Here is a 17809-nt window from a genome sequence, read left to right as displayed (position 1 = left end):
GATGCCCGTTCCATGTACAAACTGACCATCGAAGGCCTGCATAAAAGCTATGGCGAACATCAGGTGCTCAAAGGCGTTTCGCTCAAGGCCAAGACCGGCGACGTCATCAGCCTGATTGGCGCCAGCGGCTCGGGCAAAAGTACCTTCTTGCGCTGCATCAATTTCCTGGAGCAACCCAACGACGGCGCCATGAGCCTGGATGGCCAGGCAATCCAGATGATCAAGGACCGCCACGGCATGCACGTGGCCGACGCCGATGAGCTGCAACGCATCCGCACGCGCCTGGCCATGGTGTTCCAACACTTCAATTTGTGGAGCCACATGACCGTGCTGGAAAACATCACCATGGCGCCACGCCGGGTATTGGGTATCAGCAAACAGGAAGCCGACGACCGTGCCCGCCGCTACCTCGACAAGGTCGGCCTGGCGGCACGGGTGGCCGAGCAATACCCGGCGTTCCTGTCCGGCGGCCAGCAACAGCGCGTGGCGATTGCCCGGGCGCTGGCCATGGAACCCGAGGTCATGCTGTTCGACGAACCCACCTCGGCCCTGGACCCGGAACTGGTGGGCGAAGTCTTGAAAGTGATCCAGGGCCTGGCCGAAGAAGGCCGGACCATGATCATGGTGACCCACGAAATGAGCTTCGCCCGGAAAGTCTCGAACCAGGTGCTCTTCCTGCACCAGGGCCTGGTGGAAGAAGAAGGCGCGCCGGAAGACGTGCTGGGCAACCCCACGAGCGAACGGCTCAAGCAGTTTCTCAGTGGCAACCTGAAATAAACTCCCTGGCAAGCCCCGTGGCGAGGGAGCTTGCTCCCGCTGGGGCGCGAAGCGGCCCCCTGCGGTGTGTCAGCCAGAACCAGGGGGCCGCTTCGCAGCCCAGCGGGAGCAAGCTCCCTCGCCACAAGAGCCTTCCGGCCAGACGATCCCCTTGGGCATAAAACCTTTCATATCTCGCCGTGGTCACTGAAGAAGGACCTTCAGGACGCACGCGGCAGGCATGGCGACATCCAACAACTTCGCAAACCAGTGGTTCAGCGTCCGCGGCTGGAAGCCGTTCGCTTTTCAGAAGCAGGTCTGGACCGCCGTCAAGCGTGGTGAGTCCGGGTTGCTGCATGCCAACACCGGTGCCGGCAAGACCTACGCCGTATGGTTCGCGGCTCTCAATCGTTTCGCCCGCCCCGCCCCTCCTACGGACAAACCGCGCAAACGCAAACCACCGGCCGAACCACTGACCGTCCTGTGGATCACCCCGATGCGAGCGCTGGCCGCCGACACCGGCAAAGCCCTCGAAGCTCCGCTGGCGGACCTGCAGCTGCCCTGGAGCGTCGGCCTGCGCACCGGCGATACCAGCGCCAGCGAACGTGCTCGCCAAGGCCGGCGCCTGCCCACCGCACTGATCACTACCCCCGAAAGCCTGACCCTGATGCTCGCCCGTGCCGATGCGCAAACCGCCGTCTCGACCCTGCGCATGGTCGTGGTGGACGAATGGCACGAGTTGCTCGGCAACAAGCGCGGTGTGCAATTGCAACTGGCCTTGGCCCGCTTGCGGCACTGGCATCCCGGACTCATCGTCTGGGGCATCTCCGCCACGTTGGGAAACCAGGCCCACGCCGAACAGGTATTGATCCCCCAAGGCAACGGGGTCAGCGTGCAAGGGGCCAACGACAAGACGCTGCAGGTCGACACGCTGCTGCCCCCGGCCCTCGAGCGCTTTCCGTGGGCCGGGCACATCGGTCTGAAGATGCTGCCTCAGGTCGTCGCGCAAATCGACGCCAGCCGCAGTTGCCTGGTGTTCACCAACACCCGGGCGCAAGCGGAAATCTGGTACCAGGCCATTCTCGAAGCAAGACCGGATTGGGCCGGGCTGATCGCGCTGCACCACAGTTCATTGTCCCGGGACACTCGCGACTGGGTGGAACGCGCGCTCAAGGACGGTCAGCTTAAAGCCGTGGTCTGCACGTCCAGCCTGGACCTGGGGGTGGATTTTCTGCCGGTGGAGCGGGTGCTGCAGATTGGCTCGGCCAAGGGCGTGGCCCGGCTGATGCAACGTGCCGGGCGTTCCGGTCATGCGCCGGGACGGACCTCGCGGGTAACGCTGGTGCCGACCCATAGCCTGGAACTGATCGAAGCCGCCGCCGCCCAGGATGCCGTGGCCCAACGGCGCATCGAACCCCGTGAGTCGCCCCACAAACCCCTGGATGTGCTGGTGCAGCATCTGGTCAGCATGGCCCTGGGCGGCGGCTTCGTTCCCGAAGAATTGCTCGAGGAAGTGCGCGGCGCCTGGGCCTATCGTGACCTGAACGAAGCCGAATGGGCCTGGGCCCTGGCGTTCGTGCGCCACGGCGGCCTGTCCTTGACCGCCTATCCCGACTACCGAAGGGTCGAACCGGATGAACACGGGATCTGGCGCGTCCCCGACGCGCGCCTGGCCCGACGTCACCGCATGAGCATCGGCACCATCGTCAGCGATGCCAGCCTGCAATTGAAATTCTGGAGCAAGGGCGGTGGCGGTAAGACCCTGGGCAGTGTGGAAGAAGGTTTCATTGCCCGCCTGCGGCCCGGCGATGGCTTCCTGTTCGCCGGACGATTGCTGGAATTGGTCCGCGTCGAAGACATGACCGCCTACGTGCGTCGCAGCCAGGCGAAAAAAGCCGCTGTGCCGCGCTGGAACGGCGGACGGATGCCGCTTTCCAGCGAACTGGCGGCAGCGGTGGTAGCGCGCCTGAGCGAGGCCGCCATGGGCCGCTTCGAAGGGCCGGAGATGCAAGCCGTGCAACCGTTGCTGTTGACCCAACAGCGCTGGTCCGGCTTGCCCACGCAAACCACGCTGTTGGCCGAAGCACTGAAGTCCCGGGAAGGCTGGCATCTGTTCCTGTACCCATTTGCCGGGCGCCAGGTTCATCTGGGGCTGGCCAGCCTGCTGGCTTGGCGCGTCAGTCAGCAACAACCGCTGACCTTTTCCATTGCGGTCAACGACTACGGCCTGGAATTGCTCAGCGCCACGGCAGTGGATTGGTCTCGGCACCTGAACCCGGCGCTGCTAAGAGCCGACAACTTGCTGTCCGACGTGCTCGCGAGCCTGAATGCCGGGGAGCTGGCCCTCAGGCGCTTTCGCGAAATCGCCCGGATCGCCGGGCTGGTATTCGCCGGCTACCCCGGAGCCCCGAAAAGCACCCGACAAGTCCAGGCCTCCAGCGGCTTGTTCTTTCAAGTGTTCAAGCAATATGACGCCGACAACCTCCTGCTTGCCCAGGCCGGGGAGGAAGTCTTGCGGGAAGAATTGGATATTCGTCGATTGGAGCAGACCTTGGAACGCCTCAACACCTTGAAACTGGACCTGCATGTCATCAAGCGCCCCACCCCGCTCGGATTTCCGTTGCTGGTGGAGCGGTTCAGGGAAAGCATGAGCTCGGAAAAACTTGCCGACAGGATCCGACGGATGGTCAGCGAGCTGGAAAAAACCGCCGATCGCGGTGCCCGCTGATGCCCGCGCCTTATCCCGTCAACCTGGCCGGCGAAGAACTTTGGTTGCTACCGGAGAAAGCCCTGTACTGGCCCGCCCAGGAAACCCTGATGGTGGCCGATGTCCACTTCGGCAAGGCCGCCGCTTATCGAAGCCTGGGGCAACCGGTGCCCCACGGTACGACCGCCAGCAACATCGCGGTACTGGATGCGCTACTGGCGAGTCTGTCGTGTCGACAACTGATTTTTCTGGGAGATTTTCTTCACGGCCCCGGCTCTCATGCGCCAGGTACCTTGAAGGCCCTTTCCGATTGGCGTGAACGACATCAGCACCTGGCCATGACGTTAATTCGAGGCAACCATGACAAGCGCGCCGGCGATCCACCGTCAGCGCTGGATATTCGCGTCGTGCCGGAGCCTATGCTGCTGGGGCCATTCGCCGTGCAGCACGAACCAGACCCACACCCCTGCCGCCATGTGCTGGCTGGCCATGTGCACCCGGTCTATCGCCTCAGCGGTAAGGGCCGGCAACGCCTGCGGCTGCCGTGTTTCCGGCTGGGCGGCGAAGTCAGCCTGCTGCCGGCCTTTGGAGCTTTTACGGGCGGCTATCAGGTCGAGCAGGACAATGACTGCAGGATATTTGTCATCGGCGATAACGAAATATGGCCCGTTAACTGAACAACCAGGCAACGGACCATGATCTCATCAGGCAACAGGCGCAGGAGGCGGCTCGTCCGGCAGGGTCGGTTCACCGGGTTCAGTGGGTTCGTTAGGTTGTTCGTTGGGGGTATCGGGATCGGGCTGGCCGGGAATGCCGCCCGCCACTTCGGCAGGATGGGCCAGCAATGACCAGGCCATCACGCCGATCTGATTGGGCTCAAGCTTTGCCAGTTCGGCACTGATTCGCGGATCGATCTTCATAGAACAACTCCTGGGCGAAGCCCGGTGCGCTGACGCAAAAACGGGCAGTACACGCAATAGAGTGTCTGCCCGCCCAGGAATTCCAACAGTTCGTCTGAATCAGGTACGCGGTAGCGTCACGCCGCGCTGGCCCTGGTACTTACCGCCACGGTCTTTGTAGGACACTTCACACTCTTCATCGGACTCCAGGAACAGCATCTGCGCCACGCCCTCGTTGGCGTAGATTTTCGCCGGCAGGGTCGTGGTGTTGGAGAATTCCAGGGTCACGTGGCCTTCCCACTCCGGCTCCAGCGGCGTGACGTTGACGATGATGCCGCAACGGGCATAGGTGCTTTTGCCCAGGCAGATGGTCAGCACGTTGCGCGGAATACGGAAGTACTCGACGGTGCGGGCCAGGGCGAAAGAGTTCGGCGGGATGATGCAAACGTCACTCTTGACGTCGACGAAGCTCTTCTCGTCGAAGTTCTTCGGGTCGACGGTGGCCGAATTGATGTTGGTAAACACCTTGAATTCATCGGCGCAGCGCACGTCGTAGCCATAGCTGGAGACGCCGAAGGAAATCAACCGGTCGGCGCCTTCGCCACGCATCTGGCGCTCGACGAAGGGCTCGATCATGCCGTGCTCTTGCGCCATGCGGCGAATCCACTTGTCCGATTTGATGCTCATGGCGGGTTTCCTGAATAGCGAGGTGGAAAAAATACGTCCGGCATCTTACCGGGGCGCGGGGCCGGGTTCAAAGCGCCGGACGCAATTCTCGCCGATCCACCTTGATTTCCGGGTCCTGACGGCAATACCACGCGCCGCCAGTCACTAATTCTGAGAAACCTTCGCGAAGACCATTGGCACGTTCCGGAAAAAGGGTTAAGGTGGCGCCACTGTGCTGCTTGTGTCACTGAGAATCTCTACACGATATGTTGAATTTCGATCCAACCATCTACAAGAATTTTTCCTGCTCTTTGCACTCAGTCTCGGCCAGGGTTCTTCCTGAGTCGCAGTTATCTTTGTTCAAGGAGTTACACCATGTCTAATCGCCAAACTGGTACCGTTAAGTGGTTCAACGATGAAAAAGGCTTCGGCTTCATCACCCCACAATCCGGTGACGACCTGTTTGTTCACTTCAAAGCTATCCAATCCGACGGCTTCAAAAGCCTGAAAGAAGGCCAACAGGTTTCTTTCATCGCTACCCGCGGTCAGAAAGGCATGCAAGCTGAAGAAGTTCAAGTTATCTAACTTGTCCTTGCTTTAGTAAAAAGCCCCGCCCTCAAAAGCGGGGCTTTTTTGTGCCTGTCAATTTTCCCCGGCGCACAAAAAACTGTGGGAGCGGGCTTGCTCGCGAAGGCGTCGTATCAGTCACCTATATAGTGACTGGCACATCGCTTTCGCGAGCAAGCCCGCTCCCACATTAAGGTCTGTGTTGGCCTGGAATTACCAGGTGACGCCAAATCCAGCCGTGTACCGCGTCTTGCTCAAGTCACTGTCTTCAGTGCCTTCGATGACATCCTTCTCGGCCTTGAGATTGAGCGAGGCCCAATCGGTCACCTTGTAGCGCAACCCGATCTCTGCGTCGTAGGCATAATCCGCAACGTCGGACAGCGGCTTACCCACTTCGCCGTTGGTGAAGAACTCGACGCGCTTGCCAATCAGGTAGCGGTTGTAATCCCACTTCATGGCCACGGAATAGAAGTTATCCTTACCGCCATCGCGGTACTCATAGTCGGTGCGGTTGAGCAGCGAGCCCAGCGAGAACGCGCCCAGCTCGTCATCCCAGAATTGATAGCCCGGACCGGTACCCACGACGCGCTGACGCGCCAGGTCTTCAACCTTGTCGCGCTTGTAGTTCAAGCGACCTTGCCAAAACCATTTATCGGTGAAAAACCGATCAAGGGAATACTCCAGCCTCCAGTTGTCGGCCGAAACCACGTCGTCCTGGAACTCACGGTTATATTCGCCTTCGGCGGTATGCCGCCATCTACCGTGGCGTGCCGAGGTCTTGAAATCGATGTCGTAATCATCGGTATCGTTTTCCGCGCGCTGATAATCCAGGGCGGCATCGATATTGCCCTTCCACACCAGGTCCTCGACCACCGGCTTGGGCTTGAGGATTTGCTGGATGCTGGCCAGCTCGACGGTCTTGGGCGCATCGCCGTTGGCTAGCGTGACCTTGCCGTCCTCGGCGGCGTGCAGGGCCTTGGCTTTCTCACCCGTGTAGGCATCCTGCTTGACCAGCAGTTGCTGGTCGCTCTCAAGGGTCTTGACCTGTTTCCAGTCGATGGGAATCGCGCCGGCGTAATCGGTCTGGATCAGCAATTTGCCGCCATCGAAAACGGTGATCTTACCGGTGAGCTTGTCGCCGTTCTTCAACCAGACGGTATCGGCAAGCAAAGGCATGGAGGCGCTGGTAACAGCTAGGCAAAGCAGGGTTCTAGACAACATAAGCGATAATGGGCTCAAGTTTTCAGTGAAAAGGCGGCATTATCCCCCAGGATGACACCTCAGCAACGACTGACCCGCGTATGGGTGATGAGTTCATTTCTCAACCAGCCTTGTAGGAATTAATCTACGGACGGACATCCTTTCAGGAACCTCTTATGAGTGACACCCCAGCGGCCACCGAAAACGCCGCGCAAATCCGCCGCACCACCCTTTACCTGACCCTGGCACAAGTGCCGGCCGGCAAGGTGGTCACTTACGGTCAGCTCGCCGAAATGGCCGGCCTGGGCCGCGCCGCGCGCTGGGTAGGGCGCACCCTCAGCCAGTTGCCGAACGACACGAAGCTGCCCTGGCATCGGGTGTTGGGTGCCGGCGGTCGGATCAGTCTGCCGGCGGGGAGCGCCTCGGGGGACGAACAGCGCGCACGCTTGCGCACGGAAGGGATCAGTGTCCTGAATAATCGTGTTGATATTCAGCGCCATGGCTGGCGCCCGGTAGAGCACAGCGGTTAGAGTGCGCGCTTTGTTTTCGCAATTTTTGAGGCAGACTCCAGCCCATGCCCCGTAAAACCTGGCGCGCCGCCCTCGCCGCCTATGCCAGTCCCTCGACGCTCGTGCTGTTGCTGCTTGGCTTCGCCGCCGGCTTGCCATACATGCTGGTGTTTTCCACGCTGTCAGTCTGGTTGCGCGAGGCCGGCGTGGCCCGCGAAACCATCGGATACGCAAGCCTGATCGGCCTGGCATACGCCTTTAAATGGGTCTGGTCGCCGCTGCTTGACCAATGGCGCCTGCCGCTGCTGGGAAAACTCGGGCGTCGGCGTTCATGGCTGGTGCTTTCCCAGGGCCTGGTGATCCTTGGCCTGATCGGCATGGGCTTCTGCGATCCCCAAAAACACTTGTCATGGTTGATTGCCATCGCCGTGATCGTAGCCTTCGCCTCGGCTACCCAGGACATCGCCGTCGACGCCTATCGCCTGGAGATCGCCGACGACACCCGCCAGGCTGCACTCGCCGCCAGCTACATGTCCGGTTACCGCATCGCCGCACTGCTGGCCACCGCTGGCGCCCTGTTCTTCGCCGAAGGCTTCGGCTCCACCGGCTTCAACTATAAGCACTCGGCCTGGGCCGGTACGTACCTGCTGTTCGGCGTATTGATGGTCCCGGCGCTGCTCACCTCCCTGTTCATGCGTGAACCGCCAGTGCCGCTGCGCACTCAATTGCAGGCCGGCCGCTACACGTTCGCTCACCAACTGGCCTCGGTGTTTGTGCTGATCGTGCTGCTGGTGTCGGTGCCCGCGATGTTCACCCAGCTCTACAACACCGACTTCGCCAGCGTGCTGTTCGAAGGCGTCAGCCTGCTCGACCTGTTGCTCCAGGACCGCGCGTTCCTGCGAGCCATCCTCTATATCCTCCTCACGGCCTTGTGCCTGTCCGCCGTGGGCCGCCGTGGGCTGGCGCCGGTGCTGACGCCCGTCAACGACTTCATCCTGCGCTACCGCTGGCAGGCCCTTCTGCTGCTCGGGCTGATCGCGACCTACCGGATGTCCGACACGGTCATGGGCGTCATGGCCAACGTCTTCTACATCGACCAAGGCTTCACCAAGGACCAGATCGCCAGCGTCAGCAAGATTTTCGGGTTGATCATGACCCTCGTCGGCGCGGGCATGGGCGGCTTGCTGATCGTGCGCTTCGGCATCCTGCCCATCCTGTTCATCGGCGGCGTCGCCTCGGCCGGCACCAACATCCTCTTCCTGATGCTCACCGACATGGGCGCCAACGTGAAGATGCTGATTGTCACCATCTCCCTGGACAACTTCAGCTCCGGCCTCGCCACCTCGGCGTTCGTCGCCTACCTGTCGAGCCTGACCAACCTGAAGTTCTCCGCCACCCAATACGCCCTGCTCAGCTCGATCATGCTGTTGCTGCCACGCCTGATCGGTGGCTATTCCGGGGTGATGGTGGAGAAATTCGGCTATCACAATTTCTTCCTGATTACCGCGCTGCTGGGCGTTCCGACCTTGCTCCTGATTGCCTTGCACTGGTTCCAGGAGAACCGCCGCCAAGACCTGGAACCGGCCAGCGAACCGGCGCCGACCCGACCCGCGGAAGAGTCGTAGGAAACTTCAGCAGGCGCCGAAGAAACCGGCGCTTGCACCTGGCGAGCGGCCACGCGCCTGTACGCCAGGGCATCTCGCCCGTACAATGCTCCGTCACTTCTCGTCATCAGCAACCGACAACGGCCAACCATGCGCACCAGTCAATATTTGCTCGCCACACAGAAAGAAACGCCTTCCGACGCCGTCGTGATCAGCCATCAGCTGATGCTGCGTGCCGGCATGATCCGCAAGCTCGCTTCCGGCCTGTACACCTGGCTGCCGATGGGTTTGCGCGTCATGCGCAAGGTGGAAGCCATCGTTCGTGAAGAGATGGACGCCGCTGGCGCCCTGGAAGTATTGATGCCGGGCACCCAACCGGCCGAGCTGTGGCAGGAATCGGGGCGCTGGGAAGAATACGGCCCTGAGCTGCTGCGCATCAAAGACCGTCACGGTCGCGACTTCTGTGCAGGCCCGACCCACGAAGAAGTGATCACCGACCTGATGCGCAACGAGTTGAGCAGCTATAAGCAGCTGCCGATCAACCTGTACCAGATCCAGACCAAATTCCGCGATGAGATCCGTCCACGCTTCGGCCTGATGCGCGGTCGCGAATTCATCATGAAGGACGCCTACTCGTTCCATAGCGACCTGGCCTCGCTGCAAGTCACCTACGACCGCATGCACCAGGCATACTGCAACGTGTTCACCCGCCTGGGCCTGAAATTCCGCCCGGTTGAAGCCGATAACGGCTCCATCGGCGGCGCCGGCTCCCACGAGTTCCACGTACTGGCCGAGTCTGGCGAAGACGACATCGTCTTCAGCAATGGCTCAGACTACGCCGCGAACATCGAGAAAGCCGAAGCCGTGCCTCGGGAAACGTCCCGCGCCGCGCCGACCGAAGAGCTGCGCCTGGTGGACACGCCGAATGCCAAGACCATCGCCCAGCTGGTGGAAGGCTACAACCTGCCGATCGAGCGCACCATCAAGACCCTGATCGTGCGGGCGGAAGAAGCCGGCAAGCTGATCGCCCTGATCATCCGTGGCGATCACGAGCTGAACGAAATCAAGGCCGGTAACCAGCCAGGCGTTGCCAGCCCGCTGGTCATGGCCACCGAAGCCGAACTGCGCGACGCCATCGGCGCCGGTGCCGGCTCCCTCGGCCCACTGAACCTGCCGCTGCCGATCATCATCGACCGCTCGGTGGAATTGATGAGCGACTTCGCCATCGGCGCCAACGTCGACGATAAGCACTATTTCGGCGTGAACTGGGAACGTGACCTGCCAGTTCCAACCGTGGCGGACCTGCGCAACGTCGTGGCTGGCGATCCGAGCCCGGACGGCAAGGGCACCCTGGAAATCAAGCGCGGCATCGAAGTCGGGCACATCTTCCAGCTGGGCAACAAGTACAGCAAGGCGATGAAGTGCGAAGTGCTGGGCGAGAACGGCAAGCCGGTCACCCTGGAAATGGGCTGCTACGGCATCGGCGTTTCCCGCGTGGTAGCCGCCGCCATCGAGCAGAACAACGACGACAAAGGCATCATCTGGAGCGACACACTGGCGCCGTTCCAGGTGGCCCTGGTGCCGCTGCGCTACGAGACCGACCTGGTTCGCGAGGCCACCGACAAGCTCTACGCCGAACTGACGGCGGCCGGCTTCGAAGTGTTGCTGGACGACCGAGACAAGAAAACCAGCCCCGGCATCAAGTTCGCGGACATGGAACTGATCGGCATCCCACATCGGATCGTCGTCAGTGACCGTGGCCTGGCCGAAGGCAACCTGGAATACAAGAGCCGCACCGAGGCCGAGCCACAAGCGCTGCCGGTCGCCGACGTGCTGTCGTTCCTCCAGGCCCGTATCCGCCGCTGACACCAGATAGAGACGTCATGTTCAAGCGAAACACCTTAGGCCTCGGTGGCGCCGCCCTGTGCGGCGCCCTGCTGGTCAGCGGCTGTGCCAACCAGATGTCGCAGCGCAGCGAGCACGAAGAGCGGGTCGAGCGCAAACTGCTCGACCACAGCCTGCAGATTGATGTGGGCGAACCCAAGGTGCTCGACCTGCCGCAGCGTCGCGTACGGATCAACGAGCAGAAGACCTTCGAAGTCACTGAGTTCGAGGTCACCCGCCGTTACGATCGCTACACGCCCTACCAACCCTGGCGGGAGGTTTACGAGATCCCCCTGGGCGCGGTGGCGGTGGTGGCCGGCGTCGGCGCCAACGTGGTCAATGTGTTCGCCCTCGGCAGCCTGCCGGACAGCGTCACCCGCGACTGGATAAGCTACGGCTTCGCCGGGCTCAACCCCTTCATGAACGCGCCTTCCCATGGCCGTGCCCAGCAGAACCTGGCAGGTATCGACGAAGTCCAACGCGACAAACGCACGGAACATTCGAGCCTGCCCTGGAGCGAACGCCCAGTGGAGGTCAAGGCCGCCCGGCAGACCTTCGAACTGAGTACCGACCGCAGTGGCGTACTGCGCTTGAACCTGCTGGAAAGCCCGTTCGCCGAGCAGGACCTGAGCCAATTCGGCAAATTGCAGATCAGCGTGACAGACGCCCAGGACGAGGTGCACTCCGACTCATCCCTGAGCATCAGCAGCACCTTGCGCAGCAAGCTGGTGGAAGCCCACGCCTTGATCTACGACGACCTGGAAGACGACGAAGTGAGCCAATGGGTTCACCGGGTCAAGCGCCTGTCGGAGCTAGGGCTTGAAGAAGAGGCCAGCGAGCTGGAACAGAGCCTGATCGAACTGACCCGCAATGATCCAGAGTTGCAGACTGAGTTCCTGAAAGCACTGACCAAGGATGGCGGGCGGTTGGTGGCGGATCCGGGGGCGAACTAGAGCGAGCCCCCCCTGTGGCGAGGGAGCTTGCTCCCTCGCCACAAAAGCCAACCCCTCACCGCTCAAACAACTCCAACTGCTCAAACCCGCCCCGCAAATCTTCCAACCGCACCCCGATCCCCAACAACCGCACCGGCTTACCGCCACGGTTGAACGCCTGGGTCAGTAACAGCTGATAGCTGCCCAAGTCCCGCCCTGCCCCGGCCTGCTCCAACGTGGTCTGGGTAAAGTCATGGAATTTCACTTTGACGAACGGCTTGCCCGGTCGATAACTGCTATCGATGCGCGCCATGCGTCCGCTGAGGGTTTCCATCAGTTCCGGCAGTTTGTCGAGGCAACTCACCAGGTCGGGCAGGTCGACGTCGTAGGTGTTTTCCACACTGATGGACTGCCGCCGGCTGTCGTTATGCACCAGGCGCTCATCGATCCCACGGGCCAGGCTCCACAGCCGCTCACCGAAACTGCCGAATTCACGCACCAGCGCCAACTTGTCCCATTGACGCAAATGCTGGCAATCGACAATACCAAGCCTGTTCAGCTTGTCGGCGGTGACCTTGCCCACACCATGGAGCTTGCTCACCGGCAGGGCCGAGACGAAGTCCTCGACCTGATCAGGAGTGATGACGAACAGCCCGTTGGGCTTTTTCCAATCGCTGGCGATCTTGGCCAGAAACTTATTCGGCGCGACACCGGCGGAAACGGTGATGTGCAACTGATTGGAAACCCGCCGACGAATGTCCTGGGCGATGCGCGTGGCACTGCCGCCAAAATGGTCGCTGGCGGAGACATCCAGGTAGGCTTCGTCCAAGGACAGCGGCTCGATCAGGTCGGTGTAATCGCTGAAAATCGTATGAATTTCCTTCGACGCTTCCCGATAGGCATCCATTCGAGGTTTGACGATGGTCAGGTCCGGGCAAAGTTTCAAGGCGTGACCGGAGGACATGGCCGAGCGCACACCGTAGGCCCGCGCTTCGTAGTTACAAGTGGCAATCACCCCCCGCCGATCCGCCGATCCCCCGACCGCCAGGGGTTTGCCAGCCAGCCGCGGGTCATCGCGCATCTCGATAGCGGCATAGAAACAGTCACAGTCGACGTGGATGATTTTACGTTGCGTCATAGAAGAGCGGAGCGTGCGACGAATCGGGCCACCAGTATCGCATCGACACCTGTATATAGCACCAGTAGTTTGAAAGATCCTTCGCTGAGCCCGGAAAGAACCTACATAAATTTACTTCTTCAATCGCAACGAACCGCTCAATAGAGCGCCAGCCCTTGCCAGGCCTGCGTCACAGCGCTGTCACAATGCCTTGAGCGAAGGCTAAGCGCTTGAAGCGGAACAGATTTTTATCACGCTAGGGTTGACAGCAGCTCGATCCTCTGTAGAATGCCGCCACACAGACGCGGGATGGAGCAGTCTGGTAGCTCGTCGGGCTCATAACCCGAAGGTCGTCGGTTCAAATCCGGCTCCCGCAACCAAACATCAAGAAAGGCTACTCGAAAGAGTGGCCTTTTTTGTGCGTGCCTGTTTTGTCACAGTGGCTCCATCGCGGCCTACCTCGCGTGAAAGCTGTAGGACAATTTCCTTTTGATTTCGCGCATTTATACCGCCCCAAGGCCGATGGGACACTTATTTGACCCCACGACCTTTTAACGGTTGACACTCGAGCGTTCGCCTGTAGAATGCCGCCACACAGACGCGGGATGGAGCAGTCTGGTAGCTCGTCGGGCTCATAACCCGAAGGTCGTCGGTTCAAATCCGGCTCCCGCAACCAAATACCAAGAAAGGCTACTCGAAAGAGTGGCCTTTTTTGTGTGTGTCGAAAAAGACTACATTACAAAGATTTTGTAATTATTTTCTTCCGCAGGGATTGGTAACTTGGCTGGATAGCCCCATCCTGTCGCGCATAGCTCAAGAGGTGATTGATGCGCGCTCACTCGTCTGACCCGCAAGACTCCGTTACTGCGACACAACCGATCAAGGCCGAGCGATTGCGCTGGCTGGATCGGATCAGTCAATACCGCCAGCCAATCGGCCTCGCCGTCACGCTGCTGTTGTTTGCGATTGCATTAATTGCCTGCCGCCACCTGCTGAGCGAACTCGACCTGTACGCCCTGCACGACTCGATTCTGGAAGTGCCCCGGCCTGCCCTGCTTGGCGCGATCGCCGCCACGGTGGCTGGTTTCATCATTCTGTTGGGTTATGAATGGTCCGCCAGTCGCTATGCCGGCGTGACGCTGCCACCGCAAACCATGGTCCTGGGCGGGTTCACTGCGTTTGCCATCGGCAACGCCATCGGTCTGTCGTTGCTGTCGGGCGGTTCGGTTCGGTACCGCTTGTATGCGCGTCATGGCTTGGGGGCGTCGGATGTCGCCCACATGACCCTGTTCGCCAGCCTGTCACTGGGCTGCGCGTTACCGCCACTGGCGGCCCTGGCAACACTCAGCAACTTGCCCGCCGCGTCTGCCGCGCTGCACCTGCCAGCCACCTTGCTGGGGGCGATTGCCGTGGCGGTGCTGCTGCTCACCTGCGTGCTGGCCATCGGCATTTATCGCCGACGCCTGCCGGAGCAGCCCTATCGCGACGCCCTGCTGGTCAAGGCCGGGCGCCGGACGCTGCGTATGCCAGGCCGACGCCTGACTTTTCTGCAATTGGTCATCACTGCCCTGGATGTCGCGGCGGCCGCTACGGTGCTTTATCTGCTGCTGCCTGAAGCACCGCCCTTCGGCCCGTTCCTGCTGGTATACCTGCTGGCGCTGGCCGCCGGTGTGCTCAGTCACGTGCCGGGCGGGGTCGGGGTATTCGAAGCGATCCTGCTGGCCGCGTTTGCCGACAAACTGGGGGCCGCGCCACTGGCCGCCGCCCTGCTGCTGTATCGCTTGATCTATGTGCTGCTGCCGATGCTGGTCGCCTGCGTACTGCTGCTGATCAACGAGGCACAGCGGCTATTCCAGACGCGCCAGACCCTGCGGGTAGCGTCAGGTTTCGCGGCACCGATCCTGGCGGTGCTGGTGTTCCTGTCTGGCGTGGTGCTGCTGTTTTCCGGCGTGACACCGGAGATCGACACGCGCCTGGAACACATTGGTTTTCTGATCCCTCATCGTTTGGTCGACGCATCGCACTTCGGCGCCAGCCTGGTGGGCGTGCTGTGCCTGTTGCTCGCCCAGGGCTTGCGCCGTCGCCTGTCGGCCGCCTGGATGCTGACCACCGTGCTGCTGCTGGTGGGCGCCCTGCTCTCGCTGCTCAAGGGTTTCGACTGGGAAGAAGCCACGCTGCTGACCTTGACCGCCGCGCTGCTGGCGGTATTCCGGCGCTCCTTTTATCGAGCGAGTCGCCTGACCGAGCTGCCATTTTCCCCACTGTTCCTGATCGCCAGCCTCTGTGTGCTCGGCGCGTCGATCTGGCTGCTGCTGTTTGCCTACCAGGACGTGCCCTACAGCCATCAACTCTGGTGGCAGTTCACCCTCGATGCCGACGCCCCTCGCGGCCTGCGCTCGCTGCTGGGCGCCGCGGTCCTGCTGGTGGTGGTGTCTCTGACCTGGCTACTACGTACCGCGCGGCCGGTGATCCACTTGCCGACGGCTGAAGAGCTGGAGCGGGCCAAGACGATCCTCATGGCGTCGTCGCAACCCGACGGCGGCCTGTCCCTGACCGGTGACAAGGCGTTGCTGTTTCACCCCAACGACGAAGCGTTCCTGATGTACGCCCGCCGTGGCCGTAGCCTGGTGGCGCTGTACGACCCGATCGGGCCCACCCAGCAACGGGCCGAAATGATCTGGCAATTCCGCGACCTGTGCGACATCCACCACGCTCGCCCAGTGTTCTATCAGGTGCGCGCCGAGAACCTGCCGTACTACATGGACATCGGCCTGACGGCGATCAAATTGGGGGAAGAAGCGCGGGTCGACCTCAAGCGTTTCGATCTCGAGGCCAAGGGCAAAGAGATGAAGGATTTGCGCTACACCTGGAACCGTGGCACCCGCGACGGCCTGTCGCTGGAGATCCACGAGCCGGGCCAGGCGCCGATGGATGAGCTCAAGGTCATTTCCGATGCCTGGTTGACGGGCAAGAACGTGCGCGAGAAAGGCTTCTCCCTGGGCCGTTTCAGCGATGACTACCTCAAGCATTTCCGCATCGCGGTGATCCGTTTCGAAGGCCGTCCGGTGGCATTCGCCAACCTGCTGGAAACCCACAGCCACGAGCTGGCCAGCCTCGACCTGATGCGCGCCCACCCCGAAGCCCCGAAGCTGACCATGGAATTCATGATGGTCGGCCTGATCCAGCATTATAAAAACCATGACTACACCCGCTTCAGCCTCGGCATGGTCCCGTTGTCGGGCCTGCAACCACGTCGCGGCGCGCCACTGACCCAACGCCTGGGTTCGATGGTGTTCCGCCGTGGCGAGCAGCTCTACAACTTCCAAGGGCTGCGCCGCTTCAAAGACAAATTCCAGCCTGACTGGGAACCTCGTTACATGGCTGTGCCCGCCGGACTCGATCCGCTGGTGGCCCTGGCCGATACCGCCGCCCTGATTGCAGGCGGCCTGACTGGATTGGTGAAACGCTGATGATGCAACGCTCCTGGCGATACATAGTGGCCGCCCTGCTGGTGCTGGCAGTGATTCTCGGCGGCGGTTATTGGTACTGGAACCGCCCGGCCCCACAACCCACCCTTGAACAACTGGAACCCGCCGACGGCGTGCCGATGACCCGGGTCATCCCCGGCACCAAGGCTCGCGCCCAAGTGCTGGTGGCCGTCAATGAAGACCAGAAGCTCAGCGACACGCAGTTGACGACCCTCAGCCGCAGCGGCTCGGCGCAGATCGTCCAGGTAATCCTGCCCAAGGACTGCATGCTGCAAGGTCGTGCCCTACAGGCAGGCCTGCGGCAGCTCCAGGGGCCGGCCACGCTGGTCAGCGGTATCGGCCCGGGCGCCGTGCTGGCCTGGCGCTGGCTGGCGGAGCAGAAGGACGACAAGGCCAAGGCCGTTTCAGTGGACCTGGCCCTGGAAAAGCCCGGCTGCACGCACTTGCTGCCCAAGAGCGCAGCCCACGGCCACTGGCTGGTGGCCTGGAACGATAACCCTGACGACACCAGCGCCGGTTTCGTACGGGATCAGTCGAATGCCGAAACCAGCATCAGCGACTACGACATCAACCTGCCGCAGGTGCTGAACAACGAACTGCGCAAAATCCTGGTGGGCACCGATAAGGCCAAGGGCGGCCTGAGCATCCCTGTGGTGGAAGTTCCCGCCAGCCAGGCGCGGGACACCGTGACCCTGTTCCTCTCCGGAGACGGCGGCTGGCGTGACCTGGACCGCGACGTGGCGGATGAAATGGCCAAGATCGGCTACCCCGTGGTCGGCATCGACACCCTGCGCTACTACTGGCAGCACAAGAGCCCGGAGCAAAGCGCGGCGGACCTGACGGAACTGATGCAGCACTACCGCCAGATCTGGGGCACCAAGCGCTTCATCCTGACCGGCTATTCCTTCGGCGCCGACGTGCTGCCAGCGATCTACAATCGTCTGCCGGCCACCGAACAACAACGGGTCGATGCGATTATCCTGCTGGCCTTCGCCCGCACCGGCAGTTTCGAGATCGAAGTCGAAGGCTGGCTCGGCAACGCCGGTACCGAAGCCGCCACCGGCCCGGAAATGGCCAAGCTGCCGGCGGACAAAGTGGTGTGCATCTACGGCGGCGAAGAAGCGGACGAAAGCGGCTGCACCGAGAAGACTGCCGTCGGGGAAGCGATCAAGCTGCCTGGCGGCCATCACTTCGACGAAAACTACCCGGCCCTGGCCAAGCGCCTGGTGGACGAGATCAACGAGCGGCAGAACAAGGCTGCTGAACAGTGATCTGATGCAAGCCTGAAAAAAGCCCCGGCAGCCTTGCGGTTGCCGGGGCTTTTTTGTCGCTGCAGGGTTTACACAGGCCCCTCATGTGGGAGCGAGCTTGCTCGCGATAGCGTCGGGTCAGCTTGCCCCAATGCTGGATATGCCACCGCCATCGCGAGCAAGCTCGCTCCCACAAGGCACACCCCACCTTCAGCATTTGTGCGCCCCAC

14 protein-coding genes and 2 tRNA genes are annotated in these 17809 nt (G+C 61.6%); 12 read left to right on the top strand and 4 right to left on the bottom strand.

The annotated features are described in order from the left end of the window. The first annotated feature begins 12 nt into the window (after window positions 1-12). The 3 genes from CD58_RS06250 (at window position 13) to pdeM (ending at window position 4140) form a co-directional block, all read left to right on the top strand. Entirely contained in the window at window positions 13-777 is a 765-nt protein-coding gene (locus CD58_RS06250) for an ABC transporter ATP-binding protein (protein WP_025212187.1), read from the top strand. 220 nt (window positions 778-997) lie between these two features. After that, the gene (locus CD58_RS06245) at window positions 998-3484 is read left to right on the top strand and encodes a ligase-associated DNA damage response DEXH box helicase (protein ID WP_025212186.1); all 2487 of its coding nucleotides are present in this window, start codon (window positions 998-1000) and stop codon (window positions 3482-3484) included. Beyond that, window positions 3484-4140 carry a ligase-associated DNA damage response endonuclease PdeM gene (gene pdeM, locus CD58_RS06240; protein WP_025212185.1) on the top strand — a complete coding sequence of 219 codons (657 nt, stop codon included), beginning with the start codon at window positions 3484-3486 and terminating at the stop codon, window positions 4138-4140. The genes CD58_RS06245 and pdeM overlap by 1 nt, the downstream gene beginning before the upstream one ends. Before the next feature lie 27 nt (window positions 4141-4167). On the opposite strand, the gene CD58_RS06235 is transcribed toward pdeM, so the two are convergent. Continuing rightward, complete coding sequence (locus CD58_RS06235) at window positions 4168-4383, bottom strand: hypothetical protein (protein ID WP_025212184.1); 216 nt, start codon at window positions 4381-4383, stop codon at window positions 4168-4170. 99 nt (window positions 4384-4482) lie between these two features. Continuing rightward, entirely contained in the window at window positions 4483-5049 is a 567-nt protein-coding gene (gene dcd, locus CD58_RS06230; protein ID WP_003184751.1) for a dCTP deaminase, read from the bottom strand. Between the two features lie 354 nt (window positions 5050-5403). Between dcd and CD58_RS06225 the strand changes: the two genes are divergently transcribed. Beyond that, on the top strand, window positions 5404-5613 hold the full coding sequence (locus tag CD58_RS06225) for a cold-shock protein (protein WP_002554837.1): 210 nt from the start codon (window positions 5404-5406) through the stop codon (window positions 5611-5613). A 195-nt stretch (window positions 5614-5808) separates the two neighbouring features. Here CD58_RS06225 and CD58_RS06220 read toward each other — a convergent pair whose 3' ends face one another. Further along, window positions 5809-6816 (bottom strand): DUF481 domain-containing protein, encoded by a 1008-nt coding sequence (locus CD58_RS06220; RefSeq protein WP_025212183.1) that lies wholly within the window; start codon window positions 6814-6816, stop codon window positions 5809-5811. 155 nt (window positions 6817-6971) lie between these two features. On the opposite strand from CD58_RS06220, the gene CD58_RS06215 reads away from it, so the two are divergent. The 4 genes from CD58_RS06215 (at window position 6972) to CD58_RS06200 (ending at window position 11745) form a co-directional block, all read left to right on the top strand. Continuing rightward, window positions 6972-7325, top strand: a complete 354-nt coding sequence (locus CD58_RS06215; protein WP_025212182.1) for an MGMT family protein — start codon at window positions 6972-6974, stop codon at window positions 7323-7325. 44 nt (window positions 7326-7369) lie between these two features. Then, complete coding sequence (locus tag CD58_RS06210; RefSeq protein ID WP_025212181.1) at window positions 7370-8929, top strand: AmpG family muropeptide MFS transporter; 1560 nt, start codon at window positions 7370-7372, stop codon at window positions 8927-8929. A 129-nt stretch (window positions 8930-9058) separates the two neighbouring features. Then, the gene (locus tag CD58_RS06205; protein ID WP_025212180.1) at window positions 9059-10774 is read left to right on the top strand and encodes a proline--tRNA ligase; all 1716 of its coding nucleotides are present in this window, start codon (window positions 9059-9061) and stop codon (window positions 10772-10774) included. Window positions 10775-10791: 17 nt separating this feature from the next. Next, the gene (locus CD58_RS06200; protein WP_025212179.1) at window positions 10792-11745 is read left to right on the top strand and encodes a hypothetical protein; all 954 of its coding nucleotides are present in this window, start codon (window positions 10792-10794) and stop codon (window positions 11743-11745) included. 55 nt (window positions 11746-11800) lie between these two features. Here the strand turns inward: CD58_RS06200 and dinB are convergent, their stop codons facing one another. Beyond that, window positions 11801-12862, bottom strand: coding sequence for a DNA polymerase IV (dinB, locus tag CD58_RS06195; RefSeq protein WP_025212178.1), 1062 nt, complete (start codon window positions 12860-12862; stop codon window positions 11801-11803). Between the two features lie 282 nt (window positions 12863-13144). Between dinB and CD58_RS06190 the strand changes: the two genes are divergently transcribed. The 4 genes from CD58_RS06190 (at window position 13145) to CD58_RS06175 (ending at window position 17600) form a co-directional block, all read left to right on the top strand. Further along, a tRNA-Met gene (locus CD58_RS06190) sits at window positions 13145-13221 on the top strand. A 219-nt stretch (window positions 13222-13440) separates the two neighbouring features. Beyond that, window positions 13441-13517, top strand: a tRNA-Met gene (locus CD58_RS06185). Between the two features lie 151 nt (window positions 13518-13668). Further along, on the top strand, window positions 13669-16311 hold the full coding sequence (mprF, locus tag CD58_RS06180) for a bifunctional lysylphosphatidylglycerol flippase/synthetase MprF (protein WP_025212177.1): 2643 nt from the start codon (window positions 13669-13671) through the stop codon (window positions 16309-16311). Continuing rightward, window positions 16311-17600, top strand: a complete 1290-nt coding sequence (locus CD58_RS06175; protein ID WP_025212176.1) for a virulence factor family protein — start codon at window positions 16311-16313, stop codon at window positions 17598-17600. Before mprF ends, CD58_RS06175 begins: the two co-directional genes overlap by 1 nt. The last annotated feature ends 209 nt before the right edge of the window (window positions 17601-17809 follow it).

Source organism: Pseudomonas brassicacearum, from assembly GCF_000585995.1.
Classification (GTDB): domain Bacteria; phylum Pseudomonadota; class Gammaproteobacteria; order Pseudomonadales; family Pseudomonadaceae; genus Aquipseudomonas; species Aquipseudomonas brassicacearum_A.
Note: the sequence above shows the minus strand (reverse complement) of the source record. Positions and strands in the feature narration are given on the sequence as shown.

What these genes read in the sequence shown, in the direction of transcription:
- CD58_RS06200 (WP_025212179.1), top strand. Translation starts at nt 10,792, where the DNA reads ATGTTCAAGCGAAACACCTTAGGCCTCGGTGGCGCCGCCCTGTGCGGC.
- mprF (WP_025212177.1), top strand. Translation starts at nt 13,669, where the DNA reads ATGCGCGCTCACTCGTCTGACCCGCAAGACTCCGTTACTGCGACACAA.
- pdeM (WP_025212185.1), top strand. Translation starts at nt 3,484, where the DNA reads ATGCCCGCGCCTTATCCCGTCAACCTGGCCGGCGAAGAACTTTGGTTG.
- CD58_RS06250 (WP_025212187.1), top strand. Translation starts at nt 13, where the DNA reads ATGTACAAACTGACCATCGAAGGCCTGCATAAAAGCTATGGCGAACAT.
- dinB (WP_025212178.1), bottom strand. Translation starts at nt 12,862, where the DNA reads ATGACGCAACGTAAAATCATCCACGTCGACTGTGACTGTTTCTATGCC.
- CD58_RS06220 (WP_025212183.1), bottom strand. Translation starts at nt 6,816, where the DNA reads ATGTTGTCTAGAACCCTGCTTTGCCTAGCTGTTACCAGCGCCTCCATG.
- dcd (WP_003184751.1), bottom strand. Translation starts at nt 5,049, where the DNA reads ATGAGCATCAAATCGGACAAGTGGATTCGCCGCATGGCGCAAGAGCAC.
- CD58_RS06225 (WP_002554837.1), top strand. Translation starts at nt 5,404, where the DNA reads ATGTCTAATCGCCAAACTGGTACCGTTAAGTGGTTCAACGATGAAAAA.
- CD58_RS06215 (WP_025212182.1), top strand. Translation starts at nt 6,972, where the DNA reads ATGAGTGACACCCCAGCGGCCACCGAAAACGCCGCGCAAATCCGCCGC.
- CD58_RS06205 (WP_025212180.1), top strand. Translation starts at nt 9,059, where the DNA reads ATGCGCACCAGTCAATATTTGCTCGCCACACAGAAAGAAACGCCTTCC.
- CD58_RS06235 (WP_025212184.1), bottom strand. Translation starts at nt 4,383, where the DNA reads ATGAAGATCGATCCGCGAATCAGTGCCGAACTGGCAAAGCTTGAGCCC.
- CD58_RS06245 (WP_025212186.1), top strand. Translation starts at nt 998, where the DNA reads ATGGCGACATCCAACAACTTCGCAAACCAGTGGTTCAGCGTCCGCGGC.
- CD58_RS06175 (WP_025212176.1), top strand. Translation starts at nt 16,311, where the DNA reads ATGATGCAACGCTCCTGGCGATACATAGTGGCCGCCCTGCTGGTGCTG.
- CD58_RS06210 (WP_025212181.1), top strand. Translation starts at nt 7,370, where the DNA reads ATGCCCCGTAAAACCTGGCGCGCCGCCCTCGCCGCCTATGCCAGTCCC.